Annotated in this window: 24 protein-coding genes; 15 read left to right on the top strand and 9 right to left on the bottom strand. The window is 56.7% G+C overall.

Annotated elements, in window-relative coordinates; all coding sequences use genetic code 11:
* Positions 1-151 precede the first annotated feature (151 nt).
* From aroK to trpS, 7 genes are all read left to right on the top strand, one after another.
* On the top strand, positions 152-673 hold the full coding sequence (aroK, locus tag IAE50_RS14250; RefSeq protein WP_002920267.1) for a shikimate kinase AroK: 522 nt from the start codon (positions 152-154) through the stop codon (positions 671-673).
* Positions 674-727: 54 nt separating this feature from the next.
* On the top strand, positions 728-1816 hold the full coding sequence (gene aroB / locus IAE50_RS14245) for a 3-dehydroquinate synthase (protein WP_200580530.1): 1089 nt from the start codon (positions 728-730) through the stop codon (positions 1814-1816).
* Positions 1817-1903: 87 nt separating this feature from the next.
* On the top strand, positions 1904-3265 hold the full coding sequence (gene damX, locus IAE50_RS14240; protein ID WP_200580529.1) for a cell division protein DamX: 1362 nt from the start codon (positions 1904-1906) through the stop codon (positions 3263-3265).
* A 67-nt stretch (positions 3266-3332) separates the two neighbouring features.
* A complete protein-coding gene (dam, locus tag IAE50_RS14235; RefSeq protein ID WP_023482009.1) occupies positions 3333-4160 on the top strand; it encodes an adenine-specific DNA-methyltransferase in 828 nt (275 codons plus the stop codon).
* Positions 4161-4215: 55 nt separating this feature from the next.
* A complete protein-coding gene (rpe, locus tag IAE50_RS14230) occupies positions 4216-4893 on the top strand; it encodes a ribulose-phosphate 3-epimerase (protein WP_023482084.1) in 678 nt (225 codons plus the stop codon).
* A complete protein-coding gene (gene gph / locus IAE50_RS14225) occupies positions 4886-5647 on the top strand; it encodes a phosphoglycolate phosphatase (RefSeq protein WP_076769397.1) in 762 nt (253 codons plus the stop codon). The genes rpe and gph overlap by 8 nt, the downstream gene beginning before the upstream one ends.
* The gene (gene trpS, locus IAE50_RS14220) at positions 5640-6644 is read left to right on the top strand and encodes a tryptophan--tRNA ligase (protein ID WP_042717438.1); all 1005 of its coding nucleotides are present in this window, start codon (positions 5640-5642) and stop codon (positions 6642-6644) included. Before gph ends, trpS begins: the two co-directional genes overlap by 8 nt.
* A 397-nt stretch (positions 6645-7041) precedes the next feature.
* On the opposite strand, the gene cysG is transcribed toward trpS, so the two are convergent.
* The 3 genes from cysG to nirB form a co-directional block, all read right to left on the bottom strand.
* Positions 7042-8406, bottom strand: coding sequence for a siroheme synthase CysG (gene cysG / locus IAE50_RS14215; protein WP_200580528.1), 1365 nt, complete (start codon positions 8404-8406; stop codon positions 7042-7044).
* 123 nt (positions 8407-8529) lie between these two features.
* Complete coding sequence (gene nirD / locus IAE50_RS14210) at positions 8530-8856, bottom strand: nitrite reductase small subunit NirD (RefSeq protein WP_054804348.1); 327 nt, start codon at positions 8854-8856, stop codon at positions 8530-8532.
* The gene (gene nirB, locus IAE50_RS14205) at positions 8853-11396 is read right to left on the bottom strand and encodes a nitrite reductase large subunit NirB (protein WP_200580527.1); all 2544 of its coding nucleotides are present in this window, start codon (positions 11394-11396) and stop codon (positions 8853-8855) included. The genes nirD and nirB overlap by 4 nt, the downstream gene beginning before the upstream one ends.
* Before the next feature lie 240 nt (positions 11397-11636).
* Here nirB and IAE50_RS14200 point away from each other — a divergent pair, with 240 nt between their 5' ends.
* From IAE50_RS14200 to IAE50_RS14175, 6 genes are all read left to right on the top strand, one after another.
* Complete coding sequence (locus IAE50_RS14200) at positions 11637-12935, top strand: cytosine deaminase (RefSeq protein WP_200580526.1); 1299 nt, start codon at positions 11637-11639, stop codon at positions 12933-12935.
* Positions 12936-13090: 155 nt separating this feature from the next.
* On the top strand, positions 13091-13663 hold the full coding sequence (gene ppiA / locus IAE50_RS14195; RefSeq protein WP_042717446.1) for a peptidylprolyl isomerase A: 573 nt from the start codon (positions 13091-13093) through the stop codon (positions 13661-13663).
* 125 nt (positions 13664-13788) lie between these two features.
* Positions 13789-13959, top strand: coding sequence for a YhfG family protein (locus IAE50_RS14190; RefSeq protein WP_023482040.1), 171 nt, complete (start codon positions 13789-13791; stop codon positions 13957-13959).
* A complete protein-coding gene (locus IAE50_RS14185) occupies positions 13949-14551 on the top strand; it encodes a putative adenosine monophosphate-protein transferase Fic (protein ID WP_094422351.1) in 603 nt (200 codons plus the stop codon). The genes IAE50_RS14190 and IAE50_RS14185 overlap by 11 nt, the downstream gene beginning before the upstream one ends.
* Positions 14552-14728: 177 nt before the next feature.
* On the top strand, positions 14729-15292 hold the full coding sequence (pabA, locus tag IAE50_RS14180; protein WP_200135384.1) for an aminodeoxychorismate synthase component 2: 564 nt from the start codon (positions 14729-14731) through the stop codon (positions 15290-15292).
* Between the two features lie 87 nt (positions 15293-15379).
* Positions 15380-16600, top strand: a complete 1221-nt coding sequence (locus tag IAE50_RS14175; RefSeq protein WP_094422347.1) for an aspartate aminotransferase family protein — start codon at positions 15380-15382, stop codon at positions 16598-16600.
* On the opposite strand, the gene IAE50_RS14170 is transcribed toward IAE50_RS14175, so the two are convergent.
* Together IAE50_RS14170 and crp are read right to left on the bottom strand one after the other, a co-directional pair.
* A complete protein-coding gene (locus IAE50_RS14170; protein WP_200580525.1) occupies positions 16590-18668 on the bottom strand; it encodes a YccS/YhfK family putative transporter in 2079 nt (692 codons plus the stop codon). The two genes, IAE50_RS14175 and IAE50_RS14170, sit on opposite strands and share 11 nt — an antisense overlap.
* Before the next feature lie 48 nt (positions 18669-18716).
* Complete coding sequence (crp, locus tag IAE50_RS14165) at positions 18717-19349, bottom strand: cAMP-activated global transcriptional regulator CRP (protein WP_000242758.1); 633 nt, start codon at positions 19347-19349, stop codon at positions 18717-18719.
* A 309-nt stretch (positions 19350-19658) separates the two neighbouring features.
* On the opposite strand from crp, the gene IAE50_RS14160 reads away from it, so the two are divergent.
* Complete coding sequence (locus IAE50_RS14160) at positions 19659-20063, top strand: OsmC family protein (RefSeq protein ID WP_200580524.1); 405 nt, start codon at positions 19659-19661, stop codon at positions 20061-20063.
* 30 nt (positions 20064-20093) lie between these two features.
* Here the strand turns inward: IAE50_RS14160 and IAE50_RS14155 are convergent, their stop codons facing one another.
* The 4 genes from IAE50_RS14155 to IAE50_RS14140 form a co-directional block, all read right to left on the bottom strand.
* Positions 20094-20963: a phosphoribulokinase gene (locus tag IAE50_RS14155; RefSeq protein ID WP_023482098.1), complete on the bottom strand. Its 870-nt coding sequence runs from the start codon at positions 20961-20963 to the stop codon at positions 20094-20096.
* Between the two features lie 54 nt (positions 20964-21017).
* Positions 21018-21236, bottom strand: a complete 219-nt coding sequence (locus IAE50_RS14150) for a YheU family protein (protein ID WP_023481955.1) — start codon at positions 21234-21236, stop codon at positions 21018-21020.
* Positions 21233-22252, bottom strand: coding sequence for a hydrolase (locus tag IAE50_RS14145; RefSeq protein WP_200580523.1), 1020 nt, complete (start codon positions 22250-22252; stop codon positions 21233-21235). Before IAE50_RS14145 ends, IAE50_RS14150 begins: the two co-directional genes overlap by 4 nt.
* A 90-nt stretch (positions 22253-22342) precedes the next feature.
* Complete coding sequence (locus IAE50_RS14140) at positions 22343-23062, bottom strand: NUDIX domain-containing protein (RefSeq protein ID WP_200135388.1); 720 nt, start codon at positions 23060-23062, stop codon at positions 22343-22345.
* A gap of 196 nt (positions 23063-23258) precedes the next feature.
* Here IAE50_RS14140 and prs point away from each other — a divergent pair, with 196 nt between their 5' ends.
* The gene (prs, locus tag IAE50_RS14135; protein WP_042716156.1) at positions 23259-24119 is read left to right on the top strand and encodes a ribose-phosphate diphosphokinase; all 861 of its coding nucleotides are present in this window, start codon (positions 23259-23261) and stop codon (positions 24117-24119) included.
* Positions 24120-24131: the final 12 nt, after the last annotated feature.

Raw genomic sequence — 24131 nt, 5'->3', positions numbered from 1 at the left:
TTATTCAGTTGCCAAACAAGCCGGAGTACTGAGATAATTTTCGATCTGACTCTCGCACTATCGCATATGAGGTTTCAGTTCATGTCCTGCTACGCCGCACGTTTGCGAAGCGGGTTTATCATCAACGAATAGTCTTAGTAGTACCGAAAAAATGGCAGAGAAACGCAATATCTTTCTGGTTGGGCCTATGGGTGCCGGCAAAAGCACTATTGGGCGTCAGTTAGCTCAACAACTCAATATGGAATTTTACGATTCTGATCAAGAGATTGAGAAACGAACCGGAGCTGATGTGGGCTGGGTCTTCGATGTTGAAGGTGAAGAAGGTTTCCGCGATCGCGAGGAAAAGATCATCAATGAGCTGACGGAGAAGCAGGGCATCGTTCTGGCGACCGGCGGCGGCTCTGTGAAATCCCGCGAAACCCGTAATCGTCTCTCCGCCCGCGGTGTAGTGGTGTATCTGGAAACCACTATCGAGAAGCAACTGGCACGTACTCAACGTGATAAAAAACGTCCCCTGCTGCAGGTGGACGCGCCGCCGCGTGAAGTGTTGGAAGCGCTGGCCGACGAACGCAATCCGCTCTACGAAGAGATTGCCGACGTGACCATCCGTACTGACGATCAGAGCGCGAAAGTGGTGGCGAACCAGATTATTCATATGCTGGAAAGCAACTAAATCAGGCTTAATAGACGGCCTGTAGGTTTAAGCAACTAAGGTGGATGTCGCGTCATGGAGAGGATCACCGTTACTCTCGGGGAACGTAGTTACCCTATCACCATCGCGGCTGGTTTGTTTAACGACCCAGCTTCCTTCGCGCCCCTGAAGTCTGGTGATCAGGTTATGCTGGTCACCAACGAAACCCTGGCACCGCTCTACCTTGATAAGGTACGTAGCGTGCTGGAACAGGCCGGCGTTAATGTCGATAGCGTGATCCTGCCTGACGGCGAGCAGTACAAAAGCCTGGCGGTGATGGACACGGTGTTCACCGCACTGTTGCAAAAACCACATGGGCGCGATACCACACTGGTCGCGCTCGGCGGCGGCGTAATCGGCGATTTGACCGGTTTTGCTGCGGCCAGCTATCAGCGCGGCGTGCGCTTTATCCAGGTGCCGACCACGCTCCTTTCTCAGGTTGACTCCTCCGTTGGCGGTAAAACGGCGGTAAACCACCCCCTTGGCAAAAACATGATTGGCGCGTTCTATCAGCCCGCGTCGGTTGTGGTCGATCTCGACTGCCTGGCAACCCTTCCTGCCCGTGAACTCTCCTCCGGTCTTGCGGAAGTGATCAAATACGGCATTATTCTCGACGGCGCGTTCTTTAGCTGGCTGGAAGAGAATATGGACGCTCTGCTGCGCCTTGATGGCGCGGCGCTGGCTTACTGTATTCGCCGCTGCTGCGAACTGAAAGCGGAGGTCGTTGCCGCCGATGAGCGCGAACACGGCTTACGTGCTTTACTCAATCTTGGTCATACCTTCGGCCATGCGATTGAGGCGGAGATGGGCTACGGTAACTGGCTACACGGCGAAGCCGTTGCTGCCGGGATGGTGATGGCGGCACACGCGTCAGAACGCCTCGGGCAGTTTAGCGCAGCAGATACGCAGCGCATCAAAGCGTTGTTAAAACGCGCCGGTTTACGCGTTGAGGGGCCGCGTGAAATGGCGGCGCAGGCTTACCTGCCGCACATGATGCGCGATAAAAAAGTGTTAGCGGGAGAGATGCGTTTAGTGCTTCCGCTGGCCATAGGGAAGAGTGAAGTTCGCGGCGGAGTGTCGCACGACGTAGTACTTAGCGCTATTGCTGATTGCCAGCAGGCGTAACGATAAGAAAGGTCTGTTCACGCGCTGCGTGGCGTTTAACTTCGGGCGATATGCATCAGTGGCATACGCCTTTGTGTGGGGTGTTAAATGGATGAATTCAAACCAGAAGACGAGCTGAAACCCGATCCCAGCGATCGTCGTACTGGTCGTTCTCGTCAATCTTCCGAGCGTGTCGATGAGCCGCAGATCAACTTTGATGAGGTTGATGTTGATGCCGACGATCGCCGTCCTGCGCGTTCGCGCCGGGTGCGTGATGAGCGCGAAGAAGAGAGCTATCAAGAAGATGAAGCCGCTCTGGACGAGGAGCCGCAGGAGCGTCGCCCGCGTAAGCGTAAGAAAGCCGCTGCCGCTGCGAAGCCAGCCTCCCGCCAGTATCTGATGATGGGCGTCGGTATCCTTGTGTTACTGCTGCTGATTATCGGCATTGGCTCTGCGCTGAAATCCCCCGCGCCTGCTAACAACGAACAAAACACGTCGGGCGAGAAAAATATCGATCTCGGCGCGACGGATAACACTGCTGGTAACAGCGGCAACGCTGCCGATCAGGCAAATGGCGCACAGCCCGCACCGGGCGCGTCGCCCTCTCAGGCACAGAACGCAGGCACCGCGCCGGCTCAGCAGGATGTGACGCTGCCGCCGATCTCCTCGACGCCGTCGCAAGGCCAGCCGTCGGCTACGCCGGAAGGACAAAACCGCGTTGAAGTGCAGGGCGATCTCAACAACGCACTGTCGCAGCCGCAGAGCCAGACGCAGCTTGATAGCGCGGTCAGCTCGACGCTGCCGACCGAACCGGCAACGGTTGCACCGATTCATAACGGTAATGGCAGCAATAATGCCAACGCCGCGCGTAATCAGCAGCAGCCAGCGTCCGGTGAAAGCCGCACTACGGCGCCGCGTAACGAACGCAAGCAGATGGTGATTGAGCCGAAGCCAGCCGCCAAAACGCCGGTAGCGAAAAGCGAGCCGAAAGCGGAATCCCGCACGGTTGCTCAACCGCCGAAGCGCACGGAAAGCACCGCTTCTGCGCCAGTGAAAGCGCCTGCGACAACCTCGACAGCAGCACCGTCAACGTCAACGGCGGCAACTACACCGGCTCAGACGAAAACCACGGCACCGGCGGCGAGCGCAAGCAGCGCGCCTGCTGCCAGCGGCACGGCTTCTACCGGCAATGTTGGTGCGCTGAAGTCAGCGCCGGGCAACCACTACACCCTGCAGCTGAGCAGTTCATCGAACTACAACAACCTCAATGCGTGGGCGAAGAAAGAGAACCTGAAAAACTTCGTGGTCTACCAGACAACGCGTAACGGTCAGCCGTGGTACGTGCTGGTGAGCGGTGTCTATGCCTCGAAAGATGATGCTAAACGCGCTGTTTCCGCGCTGCCAGCGGATGTGCAGGCGAAAAACCCGTGGGCGAAGCCGCTGCATCAGGTTCAGGCCGATCTTAAGTAATGTGTAAAGCGCAGGATGCTGTCGGAGCTTTCTCCACAGCCGGAGAGAGTGTAAGTAATCAGTCAGCATGAAAAAGAATCGCGCTTTTCTAAAATGGGCAGGGGGAAAATACCCCCTGCTCGACGATATCGGTAGGCACTTGCCCAAGGGAGAGTGCCTCATCGAGCCTTTCGTTGGCGCGGGCTCGGTGTTTCTCAACACCTCCTACTCCCGCTATATCCTTGCAGATATCAACAGCGACTTAATCAGCCTCTATAACATCGTTAAAGAGCGCCCTGATGAGTATGTTCATCACGCGCGCGCGCTGTTTGTGCCCGCGGTGAACCAGTCCGAAGTCTATTACCAGCTGCGTCAGGAGTTTAACCAGTGCCAGGAGCCGTTCCGGCGCGCGCTGCTGTTTTTATACCTCAACCGGCATGGCTACAATGGTCTGTGTCGTTACAACCTGCGCGGGGAGTTTAACGTGCCGTTCGGGCGCTATAAAAAGCCCTACTTCCCGGAAGCGGAGTTGTACCACTTTGCAGAAAAAGCGCAGAATGCCTTCTTTTACTGCGAATCTTACGCCGAGAGTATGGCGCGCGCGGATGCGAACTCGGTGGTCTATTGCGATCCGCCCTATGCGCCGCTCTCTGCGACAGCCAACTTTACGGCGTACCATACCAATAGCTTTACCCTTGAGCAGCAGGCTCATCTTGCCGCGATTGCGGAGAGCCTGGTGCAGAACCGAATCCCGGTATTGATTTCCAACCATGACACGCTGTTGACGCGTGAATGGTACAGTCAGGCGAAATTGCACGTGGTGAAAGTGCGACGCAGTATCAGCAGTAATGGCGGGACGCGTAAAAAAGTGGATGAGCTGCTGGCGCTCTATCGCCCGGCTCCCGCGCCTCGCTAACCCTGCGTTCACCGCGCCGCCGCCTGCCGAAACCTACTTTCTCAAGGAGATGCGGATGAAACAGTATTTAATTGCCCCTTCGATTCTGTCGGCTGATTTTGCTCGCCTGGGCGAAGACACCGCCAGCGTACTGGCCGCGGGCGGCGACGTTGTCCACTTTGACGTGATGGACAACCACTACGTACCGAACCTGACCATCGGCCCGATGGTGCTGAAAGCGCTGCGCAACTACGGCATCACCGCGCCTATCGATGTGCACCTGATGGTGAAGCCGGTCGACCGCCTGGTGCCGGACTTCGCCGAAGCCGGGGCAAGCATTATCACCTTTCATCCTGAAGCTTCTGAACATATCGACCGCACGCTGCAGCTGATCAAAGAGCACGGCTGCAAAGCGGGGCTGGTGTTTAACCCGGCGACGCCGCTGAGCTATCTGGATCACGTTATGGATAAGCTGGATGTGATCCTGCTGATGTCCGTTAACCCCGGTTTTGGCGGTCAATCCTTCATTCCCCATACGCTCGACAAGCTGCGTGAAGTGCGTCGTCGTATTGACGCCTCCGGCCTTGATATCCGTCTCGAAGTGGATGGCGGCGTGAAAGCGAGCAATATCGGCGAGATCGCGGCAGCCGGCGCAGATATGTTTGTGGCGGGCTCGGCGATCTTCAATCAGCCGGATTACAAACAGGTTATTGATGAAATGCGTAGCGAACTGGCGAAGGTAAGTCATGGATAAATTGCAGTCGATTCGGGGTGTCGCGTTCGATCTCGACGGCACATTAGTGGACAGCGCACCGGGGCTCACCGCCGCCGTAGACAGCGCGCTGTATGCCCTTGAGCTGCCGCAGGCTGGCGAAGCGCGCGTGATTACCTGGATTGGGAATGGCGCCGATGTATTGATGGAGCGCGCCTTCAACTGGGCTCGCCAGGAGCGCGCTATTCAGCGTGCTTCGCAGGGCAAGCCCGATATTGATACCGGCGATGTGCCGCAGGCCGAGCAGATCGCCATGCTGCGCAAGCTCTTCAACCGCTACTACGAAGAGACCGTGGAGGAGGGCAGCTTCCTGTTCCCGGACGTGGCGCAGACTCTCGCGGCGCTGCACGAAAAAGGGCTGCCGCTGGCGCTGGTGACCAACAAGCCGACGCCGTTTGTCGCGCCGCTGCTGGACGCGCTGGAGATCGCCCACTACTTCACTTTTGTCGTCGGTGGCGATGATGTAGTGAATAAGAAACCGCACCCGGAGCCGCTGCTGCTGGTGTGCGACAAGCTGGCGATTCAACCCCATGAGTTGCTCTTCGTTGGCGATTCACGCAACGATATCCGCGCCGCGCAGGCGGCCGGCAGCGTCTCCGTTGGCCTGACCTACGGCTATAACTATGGTGAAGCGATTACCCTAAGCGAGCCGGACTACGTCTTCGACCGCTTTAACGATTTACTGCCCGCGCTCGGGCTCCCGCTCAGTGAACATCAGGAAATGAAAAATGACTAAGCCCATCGTTTTTAGTGGCGCACAGCCCTCAGGTGAATTGACCATTGGCAACTACATGGGTGCGCTGCGTCAGTGGGTGAACATGCAGGACGACTATCACTGTATCTACTGCATCGTTGACCTGCATGCCATTACCGCGCGTCAGGATCCGGAGAAGCTGCGTAAGGCGACGCTGGATACGCTGGCGCTCTACCTGGCGTGCGGCATCGACCCGCAGAAAAGCACGATCTTTGTGCAGTCCCACGTTCCTGAGCATGCCCAGTTGGGTTGGGCGCTGAACTGCTACACCTACTTCGGCGAGCTGAGCCGTATGACGCAGTTCAAAGATAAATCCGCACGCTATTCAGAAAACATCAACGCCGGCCTGTTTGACTACCCGGTGCTGATGGCGGCAGACATTCTGCTTTACCAGACTAACCAGGTGCCGGTCGGCGAAGACCAGAAGCAGCATCTGGAGCTGAGCCGCGATATCGCCCAGCGCTTTAACGCCATCTATGGCGATGTGTTTAAAGTGCCTGAGCCGTTTATTCCGAAGTCCGGTGCGCGCGTGATGTCGCTGCTGGAGCCGACGAAAAAGATGTCCAAGTCGGACGATAACCGCAACAACGTGATTGGCCTGCTGGAAGATCCGAAATCGGTAGTGAAGAAGATCAAACGCGCCGTGACCGACTCCGACGAGCCGCCGGTTGTGCGTTACGATGTGGCGAACAAAGCGGGCGTCTCTAACCTGCTCGATATCCTCTCTGCCGTGAACGGCCAGAGCATCGCCGAGCTGGAGCAGCATTTTGAAGGCAAGATGTATGGCCATTTGAAAGGCGAAGTGGCGGACGCGGTTTCCGGCATGCTGACCGAGTTGCAGGAGCGCTACCATCGTTATCGCAATGACGAAGCTTTCCTGCAGCAGATCATGCGCGAAGGCGCGGAAAAAGCGAGCGCGCACGCTTCAGAAACCCTGAAGAAGGTGTACGAAGCGATTGGGTTTGTTGCGAAGCCGTAAGCGGAATAGGCTCGGTTTTGTAGGCCTGATAAGCGCAGCGCCATCAGGCATTGTGCCCGGCGCTGACTGCCGGATGGCGGCGTAACGCCTTATCAGGCCTACGGTTTAGCACGATTTCGTAGGCCTGATAAGCGCAGCGCCATCAGGCATTGTGCCCGGCGCTAACTGCCGGATGGCGGCATAAATGCCTTATCCGGCCTACGGTTTAGCGCGGTTTTGTAGGCCTGATAAGCGCAGCGCCATCAGGCATTGTGCCCGGCGATGACTGCCGGATGGCGGCATAAATGCCTTATCCGGCCTACGGGTTAGCATGGTTTTGTAGGCCTGATAAGCGCAGCGCCATCAGGCATTAACCTCCGCCCTCGGTCAGGTAAGCTTGTGCCATCAGGCAACGTCTTTAAAACCACTTCAACTTATCGCGTAACGCGACAACCCTGCCGACGATAATCAACGACGGGCTTTTCACCTGTTGCGCCAGGTCCCCAAGCTGCGACAACGCGCCGCTCACCACCCGCTGCTGCACCGATGTGCCATTTTCCACCAGCGCTACCGGCATATCCGCCTGCATACCGTGCGCGATCAACTGCTCCTGAATCGCCTCCGCCTGATTTAACCCCATATAGAACACCAGCGTCTGCTTCTCTGCCGCCAGGTTAGCCCAGTCAAGTTCGCCGCCGGTTTTCAGGTGGCCCGTGACCAGCCGCACGCTCTGGGCGTAATCCCGGTGAGTCAACGGAATGCCCGAGTAAGCCGAACAGCCCGAAGCCGCTGTAATCCCTGGCACAACCGAGAAGGGAATGCCCGCATGGCAGAGCGTTTCCAGCTCTTCGCCGCCGCGCCCAAAAATAAAGGGATCGCCGCCCTTTAACCGCACCACGCGCTTCCCGCTTTGCGCCTCGCGCAGCAGGATCTGGTTTATCTCCTCCTGCGGCACGCAGTGATAGCCCGCCCGTTTACCGACAAACACGCGGTCGGCGTCGCGGCGCACCAGATTCATAATCTCATCGGAGACCAGCCGGTCATACACCACCACATCCGCCTGCTGGATTTGTTGTAAGCCTTTCAGCGTCAGCAGCCCGGCATCGCCAGGCCCGGCACCCACCAGCACCACTTCACCGCGGTTATCCAGCGGCTCGTTCAGCATCTGCTCGGTGATAGTCTCCACGGCGGCCATATTCTGATTCGCCAGCGACTGCGCCAGCCGATCGTTAACGAACAGCTTCTCCCAGAAACGACGGCGCTCGCTCATGGTGGCGAAATGGCGCTTCACACGGCTGCGCAGCTGCCCGGCAAACTTCGCTACGTGACCAAGGTGTTGCGGCAGCAGCGACTCCAGCTTCTCGCGCAGTAAACGCGCCAGCACTGGCGACGTGCCGCCGGAGGAGATCGCCACCATCAGCGGCGAACGGTCGATAATCGATGGCATGATAAAGCTCGCTTCTTTCGGCGCATCGACCACATTGCAGAAGATGCGACGCGCTTCTGCCGCATCGCTGACCCGCTGGTTTACCGCGTCGTTATCGGTGGCGGCAATTGCCAGCCAGCACTCATCGAGTAGCGTTTCGCTAAACTCGCCTTCGACCAGCGTCAGCATGCCTTCGGCGGCCCAGGCGGTAAATTGAGGAATAAAGGAGAGGGCATTGACGGTGAGCTGCGCGCCCGCATCCAGCAACAGACGCGCTTTGCGCTCCGCGACGTCGCCGCCGCCGACCAGCAGACAGGCGCGTCCCCGTAATTGACAGAAAATTGGCAGGTGATCCACGACATTACCCCGGAATTGTAGTTATAGGCTGAAGCGGGCGCCGCGCGGCGAGAACCGCGGGCGCTGAGCATGAGCCGTAGCATAACAGCAAGCTGTCGCTACGGCCGTTGAGAGGGCAGGGGATTATGCTTTGATCTGCACCTCACCATCCTTCACTCGTGCTTCAAAATGGGCAACTGAACGGCTTTCATCTTCCATGCAGAGGCCATCGCGCAGACGGAAGCGCTGTTTTTTTAACGGACTGGCAACCCACAGTTCGCCCTGATGTTCGGCGATAATGCCGCGAGAGAGCACGCTCGACTGGAAAAAGGGATCGATATTGCTGATGGCGTAAACCTGGTCATCGTGGCGCGGGCGGAAAATCGCTACCTGCTCGCCATTGACCAGCGCGCAGACGCCGGTTGCCGGGACAATCTCATCAATATTGCAGACGCTGTTCCACTGGCTCATGCGTTCTCCTCCACTAACATCACCGGAATACGTTCATAGGGTGTCGCCGGGCGATGCTGCGCGCGCTCCGGAACCACCTGTACGTTCGGGTCGCGGCGATCGCTGTTGATAAAGTGTTTGAAGCGCGTTTGCGCCGCCGGGTTGTTGACGGTTTCCGTCCACTCGCAAATCACCGCTTCACGCAGGCGGGTCATCTCCGCTTCCAGCTGTGCATCAAAGCCCAGCTTGTCGTCGATGATAACGCTGCGCAGATAGTTGATGCCGCCTTCCATCCCCTCAAGCCAGGAGGCGGTGCGGGTCAGTTTGTCGGCGGTGCGAATGTAGAACATCATAAAGCGGTCGAGGTAACGCAGCAGGGTCTCGCGATCGAGGTCCGCTGCCAGCAGATCCGCATGGCGCGGTTTCATGCCGCCGTTACCGCACACATAGAGGTTCCAGCCTTTTTCCGTGGCGATAATACCGACATCTTTCCCCTGCGCTTCCGCACATTCACGGGTACAGCCGGAGACGCCGAACTTCATTTTGTGCGGAGTACGGATACCTTTGTAACGGTTTTCCAGCTCAACGCCGAAACCGACGCTGTCGCCGACGCCATAGCGGCACCATGTCGAGCCGACGCAGGTTTTCGCCATACGCAGTGCTTTGGCGTAGGCGTGACCGGTTTCGAACCCGGCATTGATTAACTGACGCCAAATCTCCGGCAGATCGTCTTTTTGCGCACCAAACAGGCCGATGCGCTGTGAGCCGGTGATTTTGGTATAGAGATTGAACTCCCGCGCGATGCGGCCCACTTCCATCAGCCCTTCCGGTGTGATTTCACCGCCCGCAGAGCGCGGGATAACGGAGTAGGTGCCATCTTTCTGGATATTGGCGAGGAAGTTGTCGTTGGTATCCTGCAGCGGCGTGTGCTGCGGTTTCAGGATGTACTCGTTCCAGCAGGAGGCGAGTAGCGAGCCAACGGTCGGTTTACACACTTCGCAGCCGTAGCCGGTACCGTATTTCGCCAGCAGGTCGTCAAAGGTTTTAATCCCTTCCACCTGGATGAGGTGGAACAGCTCCTGGCGGGAGTAGGCGAAGTGTTCACACAGGTTATTGGTGATTTCGATACCCTGTTTCGCCAGCTCGGCGTTCAGCACCTGCGTAACCAGCGGAACACAGCCGCCGCAGCCGGTTCCGGCTTTGGTTTCCGCTTTCAGTGCGGCTACGGTGTGGCAACCTTTGTTGATGGCGCTAATCAGGTCGCCTTTGGTGACGTCGAAGCAGGAGCAGATTTGCGCGCTGTCCGGCAGCTTATCGACGCCGATTGAGGGTTTACCACCGCTGGCATGTGCCGGCAAGATCAGCGCGTCAGGGTTTTCCGGCAGTTCGATGGCATTGAGCACCAGTTGCAGCAGGTTGCCGTAATCGCTGGTGTCGCCCACCAGCACGGCACCAAGCAGGGTTTTGTTATCCGGGCTGACAATCAGGCGTTTATAAACTTCTTTGCTCTCGTCGAGGTAGACATAGCTGCGCGCGCCCGCTGTGCGGCCGTGTGCATCGCCGATACCGCCAACGTCCACGCCGAGCAGTTTCAGCTTGGCGCTAAGATCTGCGCCTTCAAAGGCGTTTTGCATGCCGAGAATATGGTCAACCGTCACCTGCGCCATTTTGTAGCCTGGCGCGACCAGACCATAAACGCGGTTGTTCCAGCTGGCGCACTCGCCGATAGCATAAATATTGGGATCGGAGGTCTGGCAGCAGTCGTTGATCATGATGCCGCCGCGCGGGGCAACTTCAAGCCCGCACTGGGTCGCCAGTTTGTCGCGTGGACGGATGCCGGTGGAGAAGACGATAAAGTCCACTTCCAGCTCGCTGCCGTCGGCGAAGCGCATGGTTTTGCGTGCCTCAATGCCCTCCTGCACGATCTCTTTGGTATTTTTGCTGGTGTGCACGCGCACGCCCATGCTTTCGATTTTACGTCTTAACTGCTCGCCGCCCATCTGATCGAGCTGTTCTGCCATCAGCATCGGGGCGAATTCAATCACGTGCGTTTCGACGCCTAAGTTTTTCAGCGCGCCTGCGGCTTCCAGACCCAGCAGGCCGCCGCCAACCACCGCGCCACGGCGGCTACGACGCGCGCATGACTCAATGGCATTCAAATCTTCAATAGTGCGGTAAACAAAACAGTCCTGGGTTTCAGACCCTTTGATCGGCGGGATCCACGGGTAGGAGCCGGTGGCCATGATCAGCTTATCGTAATAGACCGTGCGGCCCGCGCTGGAGTGGATCACTTTTTCCTGGCGATTGATGGTGATGGCGCGTTCGCCGACCAGCACTTTGACGCCATGTTTTTCGTAGAAGCCTTCGCGTACCAGCGACAGCTCTTCGGCTGTATGGTGGGAAAAGTAGGATGACAGGTGGACGCGGTCGTAGGCTTTACGCGGCTCTTCACAGAATACGGTAATGTCGAACTGGCTGGCGTCGGCTTTGTCGAGAAGGTCCTCGATAAAGCGGTGGCCGACCATGCCGTTACCGATGATAGCGAGTTTGACTTTGCTCATTTTTGCCTCGATTTCTTTTTTACTACCTCCTACCTTAACGATTCAGCTTGCACGGTTATTGATGTATATCAATTACACCTTAGCCTACTCCCTAATGAGTATATTGCTGATTTTTCATGGTTTTTATAAGTATTGGATATCATTCATATTTATATGTTGAGGAATTTCTATACTGAAAGTGACGTTTTTTAGCACGAGGTTAGCTACGACATATCTGAGGGAGAAAGAGGAGATAATGCGATGTCAGCAACACCACTATGGCTAGTGCAGAATGTGCACTTGCCCGATCGCGAAGGAGTGTGGCAAATCGCCATTGAGAATGGGCGATTTGGCGAGATTACGCCGATGGATGACGCCCAGAGCGAGACACTTGATGTGCTTGATGCCGGTGGCGGTTTAGCGCTGCCGCCGTTCGTCGAACCGCATATTCACCTGGACACCACGCAAACTGCGGGCGATCCCCGCTGGAACGAGTCCGGTACGCTGTTCGAGGGGATTGAGTGCTGGGCCGAACGTAAAGCGCAGCTCTGCCATCAGGATGTGAAAAAGCGCGCCTGGCAGACGCTGAAATGGCAAATGGCCAACGGCGTACAGCATGTGCGCACCCACGTTGATGTTTCCGATCCGCTGTTAACGGCGCTGAAAGCGATGCTGGAGGTCAAAGAGGAGGTCGCGCCGTGGATCGATCTGCAAATTGTCGCCTTTCCGCAGGAGGGGATCCTCTCCTACCCGAACGGCGCTGCGCTGTTAGAAAAAGCGCTTCAGCTTGGTGCCGATGTGGTCGGTGCGATTCCGCATTTTGAGTACACGCGTGAATATGGCATTGAATCACTCAATATTGCTTTCGATCTGGCGCGTGAGTATGAGCGCCCGCTGGATATCCACTGCGATGAGATTGATGATGAGCAGTCGCGCTTTGTTGAGACCGTCGCCGCGCTGGCACTTGAAATGGAGATGGGCTCGCGCGTCACCGCCAGCCACACCACCGCCATGCACTCCTACAATGGCGCGTATACATCCCGTCTTTTCCGCCTGCTGCAACGTTCCGGCATCAATTTCGTGGCCAACCCGCTGGTCAATATTCACCTGCAGGGGCGGTTCGATGACTACCCGAAACGGCGGGGCGTTACACGGGTGAAAGAGTTGATGGCCGCAGGGATGAATGTCTGCTTTGGTCACGATGATGTGTTCGATCCCTGGTATCCGCTCGGCACTGGCAATATGTTGCAGGTGCTGCATATGGGTCTGCACGTATGTCAGCTGATGGGCTATTCGCAGATTGAACAGGGTCTGCAACTCATTACCCATAACAGCGCCAAAACGCTGGGATTGAAAGAGTACGGCATTGCGCCAGGCTTGCCTGCCAATATGGTTATTCTGCCTGTTGAAAACGGTTTCGAGGCGGTGCGCTGCCAGTCCCCGGTACGCTGGTCAATTCGTCACGGACGCATCATTGCCAGCACACAACCGGCGCAGAGTTGGGTGCGGATGGAGCAGGGGTGCGAAGAGGTGCAGTTTAACCGGATGCCGCAAGCGTAGCGGCGTGCCAGGCCGTTAAGACGCACGAATTTGGCGGTCTGGCGTTACATCTGTTACCAAATACGTAAAATTAAGTAAAAGGCTGGCCTGCTGGCTGAGTGCTCTTTAGAATCAAGCCACTCGCTTTCGTTACTGCACTTCGTTAAGGAAACCTTATGGTTAAATCGACTCTGGCGGCTATGGCGGCTCTGCTCGCCCTTTCTGCTATCTCCCCTGCTGCGCTGGCCGCAAAAGGCGACCCGCATGTTCTGCTCACCACTTCTGCCGGTAATATCGAACTGGAGCTGAACAATCAGAAAGCCCCCGTGTCGGTGAAAAACTTCCTTGATTACGTGAATAACGGTTTTTATAACAACACTACTTTCCATCGCGTTATTCCTGGCTTTATGGTTCAGGGCGGCGGCTTTAACGAGCAGATGCAGCAGAAGCAGCCTAACCCGCCTATCAAGAACGAAGCGGATAACGGCCTGCGCAACACGCGCGGCACCATTGCCATGGCGCGGACGGCGGATAAAGACAGCGCCACCAGCCAGTTCTTTATCAACGTTGCGGATAACGCTTTCCTGGATCATGGCCAGCGTGACTTTGGCTACGCAGTGTTTGGCAAAGTGGTAAAAGGCATGGACGTTGCCGATAAGATCTCCCAGGTGCCGACGCACGATGTTGGCCCGTATCAGAATGTCCCGTCAAAACCGGTTGTTATCCTCTCCGCGAAAGTGCTGCCATAAGTTTCCTCCACACGGGCTTTACGGCCCGTGTTTTACCGCTTCCCTGCGTAACCCGGAATTACTGCTTATAATTTTTTGGGCATGTACATCATTTGGGTATGTATATCGCTTAACTGGGAGGCGCTATGCCGAAAAAACTCACCGACAGGCAAAAATCCCGACTCTGGGAGCAGCAGCGCAACATCAATTTTCAGGCCAGCCGCCGGCTGGAGGGCGTTGATAGCGAGCTTGTTACGCTGAATGCGGAAGAGGCGACTTTACGTCTTGAAGAGCTGCGGAGGCAAAATGAGCGATAAATTCGGCGACGGGCGCGACCCGTATCTTTTCCCGGGCCTGAAAGTGATGCGCAATCGCCTTGGCATTCGCAATGCTAAGGGGCTGGAGAAGGAGGCGTATCAGTTCACCGCGCTGCGCGCAGCAACTCTCGAGCTGGGGCCGATTGCCCGCGGGCTGCCGCATCTTTGCGCCATTCATCGGCACCTCTACCAGGATGTCTTCGACTGGGCCGGGCAGATCCGCGAAGTCGATATCTACGAGGGCGATACCCGCTTTTGCCACTTCGAGTATATCGAGAAAGAGGGCAATGCCCTGATGCAGCAGCTTGAGGATGAGGAGTGGCTCGTCGGGCTTGAAAAAGAGGCGTTCATCGCACGCCTTGCGCATTACTACTGTGAAATCAACGTCCTGCACCCGTTCCGCCTGGGCAATGGTATTGCGCAGCGTATCTTCTTCGAACAGCTGGCGCTGCACGCGGGCTTCTCGCTCGACTGGCGCGATATCGATCCCGACGACTGGCGCAACGCTAACCAGGCGGGTGCGATGGGCGATCTCGAACCGTTAACTGCAATCTTCAGCCAGGTGGTGAGCGAGGCGCGCGAGGGCGAGTAAACTTTTTTGTCGGATGGCGCTCACGCTTATCCGACCTACGAAACGTTGTAGGCCGGATAAGCGTGAGCGCCATCCGGCGTATCTCAACTACCGTAAACCCGTTTTTTATCTTTGCGAAGTGCCGTATAGTTTCGCGCAAACTGCATGAAACGCGGCACATCCATTGGTTGAATTGACATGATCCTGCTTATCGACAACTACGACTCCTTTACCTGGAACCTCTACCAATATTTTTGTGAGCTGGGTGCACACGTGGAAGTGAGGCGTAACGATGAGCTGACGCTAGCGGATATTGAGATGTTAGCGCCGCAGAAAATGGTTATTTCGCCAGGCCCTTGCACACCGGATGAGTCCGGCATTTCGCTCGAAGTCATTGCGCACTATGCGGGTAAGCTGCCGATCCTCGGCGTTTGCCTCGGCCATCAGGCGATTGCCCAGGCATTTGGCGCCACTATTGTGCGTGCGGCGAAAGTGATGCACGGCAAAACTTCCCCCATTACTCACTCCGGCAGCGGTGTGTTTAGCGGGTTAAATAATCCGTTAACCGTTACGCGCTATCACTCTTTGGTCATCGATCCGCCTACCTTACCTGACTGCTTCGAGGTCACTGCCTGGAGTGAAAGCGGCGAGATCATGGGCATTCGCCATAAGGTGTGGGATCTCGAAGGCGTGCAGTTCCATCCGGAAAGTATTCTCAGCGAGCAGGGCCATCAATTGCTGGAAAACTTCCTTACTCGGTGATTTGTGGTTGCCATCTAGTGATTTTTTATGCATATTTCGTGATTATATTTTCACTATGAATGAAACATAACACGGGATGGGCAACCTATGGCAACTCAGCAAGACGCGGTGACACGTGCAAACTTCGATGACGTTATTCTGCCAATTTACGCACCGGCCGAGTTTATCCCGGTAAAGGGGAAGGGCAGTCGCGTCTGGGATCAGCAGGGTAAAGAGTACGTTGATTTTGCTGGCGGCATTGCGGTCACTGCCTTAGGCCACTGCCATCCGGCGCTGGTGGAGACGCTGAAAGCGCAGGGCGAGACGCTCTGGCACCTGAGTAACGTCTTTACCAACGAGCCCGCGCTGCGTCTGGCGCGCAAGCTGGTAGACGCCACCTTTGCCGAGCGCGTCGTGTTTATGAACTCCGGTACCGAAGCCAACGAAACCGCCTTCAAGCTGGCGCGTTTTTATGCAACCACGCGCCACAGCCCGCACAAAACCAAAATCATCGCTTTCCACCACGCTTTTCACGGGCGCTCGCTCTTTACCGTAACCGTTGGCGGGCAGCCGAAATATTCCGATGGCTTTGGCCCGAAACCGGCCGACATCGTGCATGTTCCGTTTAACGATCTGCACGCGGTTAAAGCGGTGATGGACGATCACACCTGCGCCGTGGTGGTAGAGCCGATTCAGGGCGAGGGCGGCGTTACTGCCGCAACCCCTGAGTTCCTCAAAGGCCTTCGTGAACTGTGCGATGCGCATAATGCGCTGCTGGTGTTTGATGAAGTGCAGTGCGGCATGGGGCGCAGCGGTGAGCTGTTCGCCTATATGCACTACGGCGTGACGCCGGATATTCTGACCAGCGCCAAAGCCCTCGGCGGCGGTTTCCCGGTCAGCGCCATGTTGACGACCCATGAAATCGCCAGCGTCTTCCACGCCGGTTCCCACGGATCCACCTACGGCGGCAACCCGCTGGCTTGCGCGGTGGCAGGCACTGCTTTCGATATCATCAACACCCCTGAGGTGCTGAATGGCGTCAGTGCCAAACGTCAGCACTTTGTTCAGTGTCTGCAGCAGATTAATGAGCAGTACGACCTGTTCAGCGATATTCGCGGTATGGGCCTGTTGATTGGTGCCGAGCTGAAACCGCAATACAAAGGCCGCGCGCGCGACTTCCTGCATGCGGCTGCCGCAGCGGGCGTCATGGTGCTGAATGCCGGTCCGGATGTGATGCGTTTTGCGCCGTCGCTGATTATCGAAGAGCAGGATATTGATGAAGGGATGCAGCGCTTTGCGCAGGCCGTCGCAAGCGTGGTTAACGCGTAAGGCGTCGGCGTAGCCAGATGCCGTGATGCGGGCGCTGACGCCATGCCACCGACGAGATCGTGTGCATGGTGCTCAGATGCCCGATAATGCGCTGCAAATGCTGCTCCAGCGTGCTCATTGGGCCGTGGGTCAGCGCCTCCGGCGCTTCCATAACATTCACCTCGCCTGATTCCCCCGGCCCGTCATACTCCAGCCGCTGCTGACAACGTTGCAGCGCAATTTCGCACGACTCAAGATAGCGCTGCGCCAGATCCGGTGTCAGCATGGTGTGCTCGCGCGCCAGCGTCGTCATGGCGTTGATATGTTCGACAATAAACTGGCTGTGCGTCACCCACAGTTTCATATCGCTCAGGTAGCGGCTGTTAAAGCCGGGCTCCTGCATCGCCTGGTTAAGGGAGTTGAAAAGGGCGTTGTGCGCCTGGTTAACCTGCATACGCTGCCAGGCCAGCGGCGTCGCTTCCGGGTTGTTGCTAAGGATCAGGCGAATCGCATCCTGATAGGCCTCCAGCGCATCGTGCGCATTCTGGCGCAGCAGGCCGCTCTGCCACTGCGGCCACAGCCACACCATCCCACCGAAGGCAATCAGGCAGCCAATCAGCGTATCGACCAGCCGGGCGAGAATAAACTGGTCGCCGTTGAGCGTGAGGATTTGCAAGGTATAGACCGCTGTAATCGTGAAACCGACCGTCGCCCAGCCGTAGCTTTTGCGGATAATCAAATAGCTACTTAGGGTGATCATCAGCATCGCTGCCAGCGTAAATCCGAGCGGCACATGAAAGTGCAGCGTCATACCCGCCACCACCAGCCCCGCCAGCGTACCGGCGGCACGGTTAACAATGCGTACGCGGGTCGCGCCATAACCGTTCTGCGTCACCACCATCACCGTCATCATGATCCAGTAAGGTTTCGGCAGATTTAATGCGCTGCCCATCAGGCTGGCGATACTGAGCATCACGCTGATGCGCGCCGCATTGCGCAGGGCGGTTGATTTCAGCGACAGATAGCTTTTTAGCGCCGGGATCAGCGGCAGGCGCTCCTGCTTATCCTCCATCAAATCGCGAATATAGAGCGGACGCTGGGTGCGCAGCACGCGGGCGATGCGGCTGAAGTGCCAGGCGCAAAACTGCCCGACCGGATTATCAGGATGCTGACGGGCAATTTTCTCCAGTGCGCCGACCTGCTTCTCCATGGTGAAGCGGGTCGGATAGCGATGGTAGAGGATGTCATCCGCCAGCACGCGCAGGCGAGCCGCGACGGTTTGCGCATTCCAGCGAATCACCTGTTCAGCATGGGTTCGCTCGACCAGCTTCTGCACCTTTTCCGGCTGATGCAGGCTGACAGAGATATGCTCCTGCAGATCCAATGCGACCTGAAAGACGCGCAGCAGGCGCTTGTAATCGTTGTTCTGATTGGCCGCCAGCATATGCAGCTGCTGGTAACACTGGCTAATCAGATCCACCGCTTTCTGCTGGCGGTCGAGCAGCGGCGGCAGCGCGGTTTCAGGATCGATATGCTGGGTTAACAGGCTATATTTCGCTTCGCAATAGTCCGCCAGTTGCCGGTAGAGCAAGCTGAGGGATTCACGCAGCGGTTGTTCGCGCCACAGCCAGAACCAGAACCAGTTAAACAGCCCGTACCACAAGGTGCCGAGGGTGTAGATCAGCAGCGGCTCCCACACCGGCATGTTCCCGGCGAGGCTGAGGGTAAAGATAGCGGCGATCAGCGAGGCTGGCAGCAGGCGGCCATGCAGCGCGCTGATTTCGCCCGTCACCCCCAGCAGCAGGGTTAACACTGTCATGATCACCGGCAGGGGAAGATTTTCCGCCAGCAGAAGCTGCACCGCGAGGCTACAGCCGGCAAATAGCGAGCCGCCGATAATCAGACGTTTGAAGAAGCGTTTATGCGGGGTATCGAGGCCAGCAATGTTGCAGCAGGCGGGAACCAGCGAGAAGAGAAGCCCCTGTTGCAGATGGCCGAGCAGCAGCCCAACCGCCACAGGCAGGCATAACACCAGCGTTTGTCGCAGTGCGTAGTTGATTTCGGGGTGATAAATCAGCCTGCGCCACATGGGAAAACAAAAACGGCACACCGCATAAGCGATGCGCCATTTTGCAGATTAACGCGTACCGTAGACGACGATAGTTTTACCGTGGGCAGAGATCAGGTTTTGATCTTCGAGCATTTTCAGAATGCGGCCAACCGTTTCGCGGGAGCAACCGACGATCTGACCAATCTCCTGACGGGTAATTTTAATTTGCATACCGTCCGGGTGGGTCATCGCGTCCGGCTGTTTCGCCAGGTTCAGCAGAGTCTGAGCAATACGGCCGGTCACGTCGAGGAACGCCAGGTTACCGACTTTCTCCGAGGTCACCTGCAGGCGACGCGCCATCTGCGAGGAGAGGCGCATCAGAATATCCGGATTCACCTGGATAAGCTGACGGAATTTTTTGTACGAGATCTCCGCAACTTCACAGGCGGTCTTGGCGCGAACCCAGGCGCTACGCTCCTGACCTTCTTCAAACAGGCCCAGTTCACCAATAAAATCGCCCTGGTTGAGGTAAGAGAGGATCATCTCTTTACCCTCTTCATCCTTGATGAGCACTGCCACTGAGCCTTTAACGATGTAATACAGCGTTTCCGCTTTTTCACCCTGGTGAATCAGCGTGCTCTTCGACGGGTACTTATGAATATGGCAATGAGACAAGAACCATTCGAGAGTCGGGTCTGTTTGCGGTTTGCCAAGCACCATGCGCGATTATCCTCTGTTATAAGCTGGCTCCAGAAACGGCGTGAATCATTCAGCTTCTGGGGTTGCAATCAAAGCTTCCCAAATCCCGGGAAGTGGACCGTCAGCGACATCTGCGGTCTCTAATGTATGATATCCCTTGCGTACATTCGTAACGTCAATGTTTCTCTGTAGCATGTAGACTGTTTTAGCATAGCTTTTGGCGCCTGTCTCCTGGTGTCTCGCTTCAGCATGACGCAGGTCGCCTTCCGTTGCGCGTTTTGTTATGTACGCGTAATCTGTGAAAAAATTTGCCATACCGGAGTGATGAACATGCAGGCACGAGTGAAATGGGTTGAAGGGTTAACGTTCATTGGTGAGTCCGCTTCCGGCCACCAAATCCTGATGGATGGCAACTCCGGGGATAAAGCTCCCAGCCCGATGGAGATGGTCTTAATGGCCGCTGGCGGTTGCAGCGCTATCGACGTGGTGTCGATCCTGCAAAAAGGGCGTCACGACGTGACCGACTGCGAAGTGAAGCTGACCTCCGAGCGCCGGGAAGAAGCGCCGCGCTACTTTACCCATATCAACCTGCACTTCATTGTTACTGGCAAAGCACTGAAAGAGGCCGCTGTCTCCCGCGCGGTCGATCTCTCAGCTGAGAAGTACTGCTCCGTGGCGCTGATGCTGGAAAAGGCGGTCAAGATTACCCACTCCTTTGAGGTGATCGAGGCCTGATAAGCCTGCCCGGCGGCGCTTCCCGCCGGGTTATTTAATCTTTTTGCCTTCCATCAGCCGCTGCACCAGCGGCGTCATAATTAGCTCCATCGCCAGCCCCATTTTGCCGCCCGGCACCACCAGCGTATCCATATGCGAGATAAACGATCCCTGCAACATTGCCAGCAGCCACGGATAATCGATCCCCTCCAGATTGCGGAAATGAATGACGACAAAGCTTTCATCAAGAGAAGGAATGCCTTTGGCGGCGAAGGGGTTTGAGGTATCGACAGTGGGAACGCGCTGGAAGTTGAGATGGGTGCGGGAAAACTGCGGCGTGATGTAGTTGATGTAATCTTCCATTGAGCGCACTACCGAATCCATCACCGCTTCCCGGGAGTGGCCGCGCTCGCTGGTGTCGCGGATCATCTTCTGGATCCACTCCAGGTTTACGATTGGCACCACGCCGACCAGCAGATCAACGTGGCGCGCCACATCATGTTGCGGCGTCACCACTCCGCCGTGCAGCCCTTCGTAGAACAACACATCGGTTGGCTCCGGCAGTGGTTGCCAGGGGGTAAAGGTTCCTGGCACCTGATTCCACGGCACGGCTTCATCATAGGTGTGGAGATATTTTCGCGCCTGGCCCTGACCGCTCTGACCATACTCGCTGAAGGTCTGCTCCAGCAGGCCGAAGTCATTCGCTTCCGGGCCAAAATAGCTGATATGCCGCCCGAGATCGCGGGCTTTGCGGATCGCCATATCCATTTCCGGACGGGTATAACGATGGAAGCTGTCGCCTTCCACTTCCGCCGCATGCATGTTGAGCTGGGCGAAAATCTTACGGAAGGCGAGGCTGGTGGTGGTGGTTCCCGCGCCGCTGGAGCCAGTGACGGCGATGACCGGATGTTTGGCGGACATAGCAACTCCCTGAAGAAAAGCTGTTGTTCAGTATCAAGGCCGCCCGGCGTCCGGTTATTCGTGGAACTGCCCGCGCGGCATAATATTCACCGTTTCGTGCAGTTCTGACCACACCAGCACGGCCTCGCCGCGCTGCAATTGCCGTTTTACGTCGGCGACCTTTTGTTCAAGCGAACGCTCATGTTCACCATAATCGGTGCCTTCGCGCAAGACAAAGCTCTCAATCAGATTGTCGAGCGTGTCGGCGTCGAGTTCTTGCCACGGAATAATCATGATGCTCCCAGATAAGCGGATAACCAGTCCGGAATGCGCGTTTCAAGCCACATCTCCGGGCGACGCAGCGTGCCGCCGACAAAGCCGACGTGCCCGCCATGTTCCGTCAGTTGATACTCAATATTAGCGGGTAATTGCGCAAGATCGGGGATGACGTGATGATCCATAAACGGATCATCCTTGGCGTGAATGATAAGCGTCGGTTTACGAATCTGCGGCAACAGCGGCATGGCGCTACAGCGGCGATAGTAATCAAGTGCATCGTCGAAGCCGTGGATTTTCGAGGTGATCACATCATCAAAATCGCGGATGCGCCGCATTTTACGCAGCACCTCCATGGTCGTCGGTAGCGAGCCGGGATAGGCGCGCAGTTTCCGCGCGGCATTGGCCTTCAGCAGGTTGAGCAAATAACGTTGATAAACGCGCGTGAAGCCCTTATCCATATGATAACTGCACGCTTCCAGCACCAGCGGGGCCGAGACAATCACCGCCGCATCTACGGGCAGATCATCATCCGCTTTCGCCAGCAGGCAGCCGAGCATATTCCCGCCGAGCGAATATCCCACCGCCGCGGTCGGCGCCTCGCCAAGCTCCTGACGCAGCCAGGTGAGAAACCAGGTGCCGTCCTCTGTTTCGCCGGAGTGATAGATGCGGTTCAGGCGATTCGGGATCCCGCTACAGCCGCGAAAATGCATCACCACGCCCAGCCAGCCGCGCTCTTTCGCCGCATTAATCAGGCCGTGCGCATAGGGGCTGTGCAGGCTGCCTTCCAGGCCATGAAACACCACCAGCCGCGGTTTATCCCGCGCCTGATTCGGCTCTTCGCTCCACGCGAGATCGACAAAATCCCCGTCCGGCAGTTCAAGGCGCTGCCACCAGGGTTCAAACGCGACGCGACGGCGAATAAGACGCGGCAGCATGGTTTGAAGATGTGGGTTGCTTGCGCCACGCATCGGTTGGAAGCCATGCGTATCATCTTTCAAAACCGCAAGTTGTGAAGGTGTAGTGTCTGTCATAGCACAAGAAAATAGATAAAAAGTGGGACAACTATAAACGCACGCGAGGCCCCCGTTTACTCATTTAACGGGAAATCAGCTAGCTTTGCTTCAATCAGCCAGCAGGTTGCGCGAAAAGAGGTGGATATCGACATCCGCTTTACGTCGCCACAAGCGCGCTTTTCGCGCGCCGGTCGCCACGCTCTCGCCGGTCTCTTCAAACATGCCGGAGGCTTCAAAACGGCGGATCAGGCTTTTGCGCTGGATCGGCTGGCCGAGAATTATCTCCGTCGCTTCCTGCAACTGGCTCTGGGTAAAGGTCTCAGGCAAACAGTAAACGGGCAGTAACGAATACATCGTTTTCTGCCGAAGGCGGCGCAGCGCAGCGTGGATTATCTCGCCGTGATCGAAGGCCAGTTCGCGCTCATTAAGTTCGGCCACCGGCACCCATTTGGCATCGCTGACGCTTGTGATATGCGGCGCGCAGGCGACCCACGAAATAAGCGCATACCAGGCAACGGTCAAACTCCAGCCGCGCGGATCGCGCTCCGGGCCGGAGAAGGTATCCAGCTGTTCAAGCCACGATGGCGAGACGCCGGTTTTTTCCGTCAGCTTGCGCAGCGCCGTGGCCCGGGTGGAGCTATCCTGCGCCATATCAATAAAGCCACCGGGCAATCCCCAGCGCCCTTGTTGCGGCTGGCTGGCGCGCTCGACCAACAACACACAGAGCGTCTGCTGATGCAGGCTAAACAGCACGCTATCGACCGTCACCAGCGGCGAGGGAAAACGACTCGGATCGTAAGAATCCAGATATTCTGCTTCGCTGATCATCACTGACTCACCTCATTTCACACGCAGCAAGTTTATCAGCCTACCCTGGTGCGGCAAGCGAACTTTTATTTTATGTATTTTCAGTGTCTTATATATTCAGTATAAAAATAATCCAGACAGGGGCTTGCTTAATAGTGTCTTATGGACAATATTAAATGTGTCCAAGGGACATTAACTAATGCAGGTGAGGTGAATGATGGCGAGCAGAATCGAACTCTTTATCGATAATCAAAACGTTGAAATCGAAAACGGCGTATTTCCCGATGGTGCAGTGTGGCTGAAAGTGACGGGCGAACTGCCTGCTTTCGCCCAGCTGATGCGCATCCGTGTCGCCGCCATGCGCGATATGAATGATTTTATGCTGCTGGCGCAGCTGGTAGACGCGGTACGCCACGTTACTGATGTTGCGGTTAGCCATCTGCAGCTCGCCTGGCTGCCGTGGGCACGTCAGGATCGCCATATGGTGGCGGGCGACAGCTTCGCGCTGAAAGTCTTTGCCAACCAGCTCAACACCCTGAACTTCGATAAAGTCTTTATTCTCGATCCCCATAGCGATGCCGCCGCAGCCGCGATTAACAACTGCGTCGCCATTCCTCAGGAAACCTGCCTGCTGCAGAGCGAGACGCTGCGCCGCGCCATTGCGCAGGGCGAACTGATGCTGGTGGCTCCGGACGCGGGCGCGCTGAAAAAAATTCACAATGTGGCGAAAGCCACCGGCGCGAAAAATTACGCCATTCTTACGAAAGAGCGCGATGTTGCCAGCGGTAATCTGACCGGCTTTGCGCTGGTGGCCGGTGAGGTGGCGGGGAAAGATCTGCTGATTGTCGACGATCTCTGCGATGCGGGCGGCACCTTTATCGGCTCGGCGCAGGTTCTGCGTGAAGCAGGTGCGCGCAGCGTCAGCTTGTATGTTACGCACGGTATCTTCTCGAAAGGCGTTGAAAACCTGCTCAATAACGGAATTGACGCTATCTACACCACCACTTCGTTTACTTCGCCGACGCTGGCTTCACCGGGCGTTGAATTGATCGACATCGCCACGTTATTTCGCGCTTAAGGGGAACACACC

This window comes from Kosakonia sp. S42 (assembly GCF_016624785.1).
Lineage (GTDB): Bacteria > Pseudomonadota > Gammaproteobacteria > Enterobacterales > Enterobacteriaceae > Kosakonia > Kosakonia cowanii.
Note: the sequence above shows the minus strand (reverse complement) of the source record. Positions and strands in the feature narration are given on the sequence as shown.

What these genes read in the sequence shown, in the direction of transcription:
- aroK (WP_002920267.1), top strand. Translation starts at nt 152, where the DNA reads ATGGCAGAGAAACGCAATATCTTTCTGGTTGGGCCTATGGGTGCCGGC.
- aroB (WP_200580530.1), top strand. Translation starts at nt 728, where the DNA reads ATGGAGAGGATCACCGTTACTCTCGGGGAACGTAGTTACCCTATCACC.
- damX (WP_200580529.1), top strand. Translation starts at nt 1,904, where the DNA reads ATGGATGAATTCAAACCAGAAGACGAGCTGAAACCCGATCCCAGCGAT.
- dam (WP_023482009.1), top strand. Translation starts at nt 3,333, where the DNA reads ATGAAAAAGAATCGCGCTTTTCTAAAATGGGCAGGGGGAAAATACCCC.
- rpe (WP_023482084.1), top strand. Translation starts at nt 4,216, where the DNA reads ATGAAACAGTATTTAATTGCCCCTTCGATTCTGTCGGCTGATTTTGCT.
- gph (WP_076769397.1), top strand. Translation starts at nt 4,886, where the DNA reads ATGGATAAATTGCAGTCGATTCGGGGTGTCGCGTTCGATCTCGACGGC.
- trpS (WP_042717438.1), top strand. Translation starts at nt 5,640, where the DNA reads ATGACTAAGCCCATCGTTTTTAGTGGCGCACAGCCCTCAGGTGAATTG.
- nirD (WP_054804348.1), bottom strand. Translation starts at nt 8,856, where the DNA reads ATGAGCCAGTGGAACAGCGTCTGCAATATTGATGAGATTGTCCCGGCA.
- nirB (WP_200580527.1), bottom strand. Translation starts at nt 11,396, where the DNA reads ATGAGCAAAGTCAAACTCGCTATCATCGGTAACGGCATGGTCGGCCAC.
- IAE50_RS14200 (WP_200580526.1), top strand. Translation starts at nt 11,637, where the DNA reads ATGTCAGCAACACCACTATGGCTAGTGCAGAATGTGCACTTGCCCGAT.
- ppiA (WP_042717446.1), top strand. Translation starts at nt 13,091, where the DNA reads ATGGTTAAATCGACTCTGGCGGCTATGGCGGCTCTGCTCGCCCTTTCT.
- IAE50_RS14190 (WP_023482040.1), top strand. Translation starts at nt 13,789, where the DNA reads ATGCCGAAAAAACTCACCGACAGGCAAAAATCCCGACTCTGGGAGCAG.
- IAE50_RS14185 (WP_094422351.1), top strand. Translation starts at nt 13,949, where the DNA reads ATGAGCGATAAATTCGGCGACGGGCGCGACCCGTATCTTTTCCCGGGC.
- pabA (WP_200135384.1), top strand. Translation starts at nt 14,729, where the DNA reads ATGATCCTGCTTATCGACAACTACGACTCCTTTACCTGGAACCTCTAC.
- IAE50_RS14175 (WP_094422347.1), top strand. Translation starts at nt 15,380, where the DNA reads ATGGCAACTCAGCAAGACGCGGTGACACGTGCAAACTTCGATGACGTT.
- IAE50_RS14170 (WP_200580525.1), bottom strand. Translation starts at nt 18,668, where the DNA reads ATGTGGCGCAGGCTGATTTATCACCCCGAAATCAACTACGCACTGCGA.
- crp (WP_000242758.1), bottom strand. Translation starts at nt 19,349, where the DNA reads ATGGTGCTTGGCAAACCGCAAACAGACCCGACTCTCGAATGGTTCTTG.
- IAE50_RS14160 (WP_200580524.1), top strand. Translation starts at nt 19,659, where the DNA reads ATGCAGGCACGAGTGAAATGGGTTGAAGGGTTAACGTTCATTGGTGAG.
- IAE50_RS14155 (WP_023482098.1), bottom strand. Translation starts at nt 20,963, where the DNA reads ATGTCCGCCAAACATCCGGTCATCGCCGTCACTGGCTCCAGCGGCGCG.
- IAE50_RS14150 (WP_023481955.1), bottom strand. Translation starts at nt 21,236, where the DNA reads ATGATTATTCCGTGGCAAGAACTCGACGCCGACACGCTCGACAATCTG.
- IAE50_RS14145 (WP_200580523.1), bottom strand. Translation starts at nt 22,252, where the DNA reads ATGACAGACACTACACCTTCACAACTTGCGGTTTTGAAAGATGATACG.
- IAE50_RS14140 (WP_200135388.1), bottom strand. Translation starts at nt 23,062, where the DNA reads ATGATCAGCGAAGCAGAATATCTGGATTCTTACGATCCGAGTCGTTTT.
- prs (WP_042716156.1), top strand. Translation starts at nt 23,259, where the DNA reads ATGGCGAGCAGAATCGAACTCTTTATCGATAATCAAAACGTTGAAATC.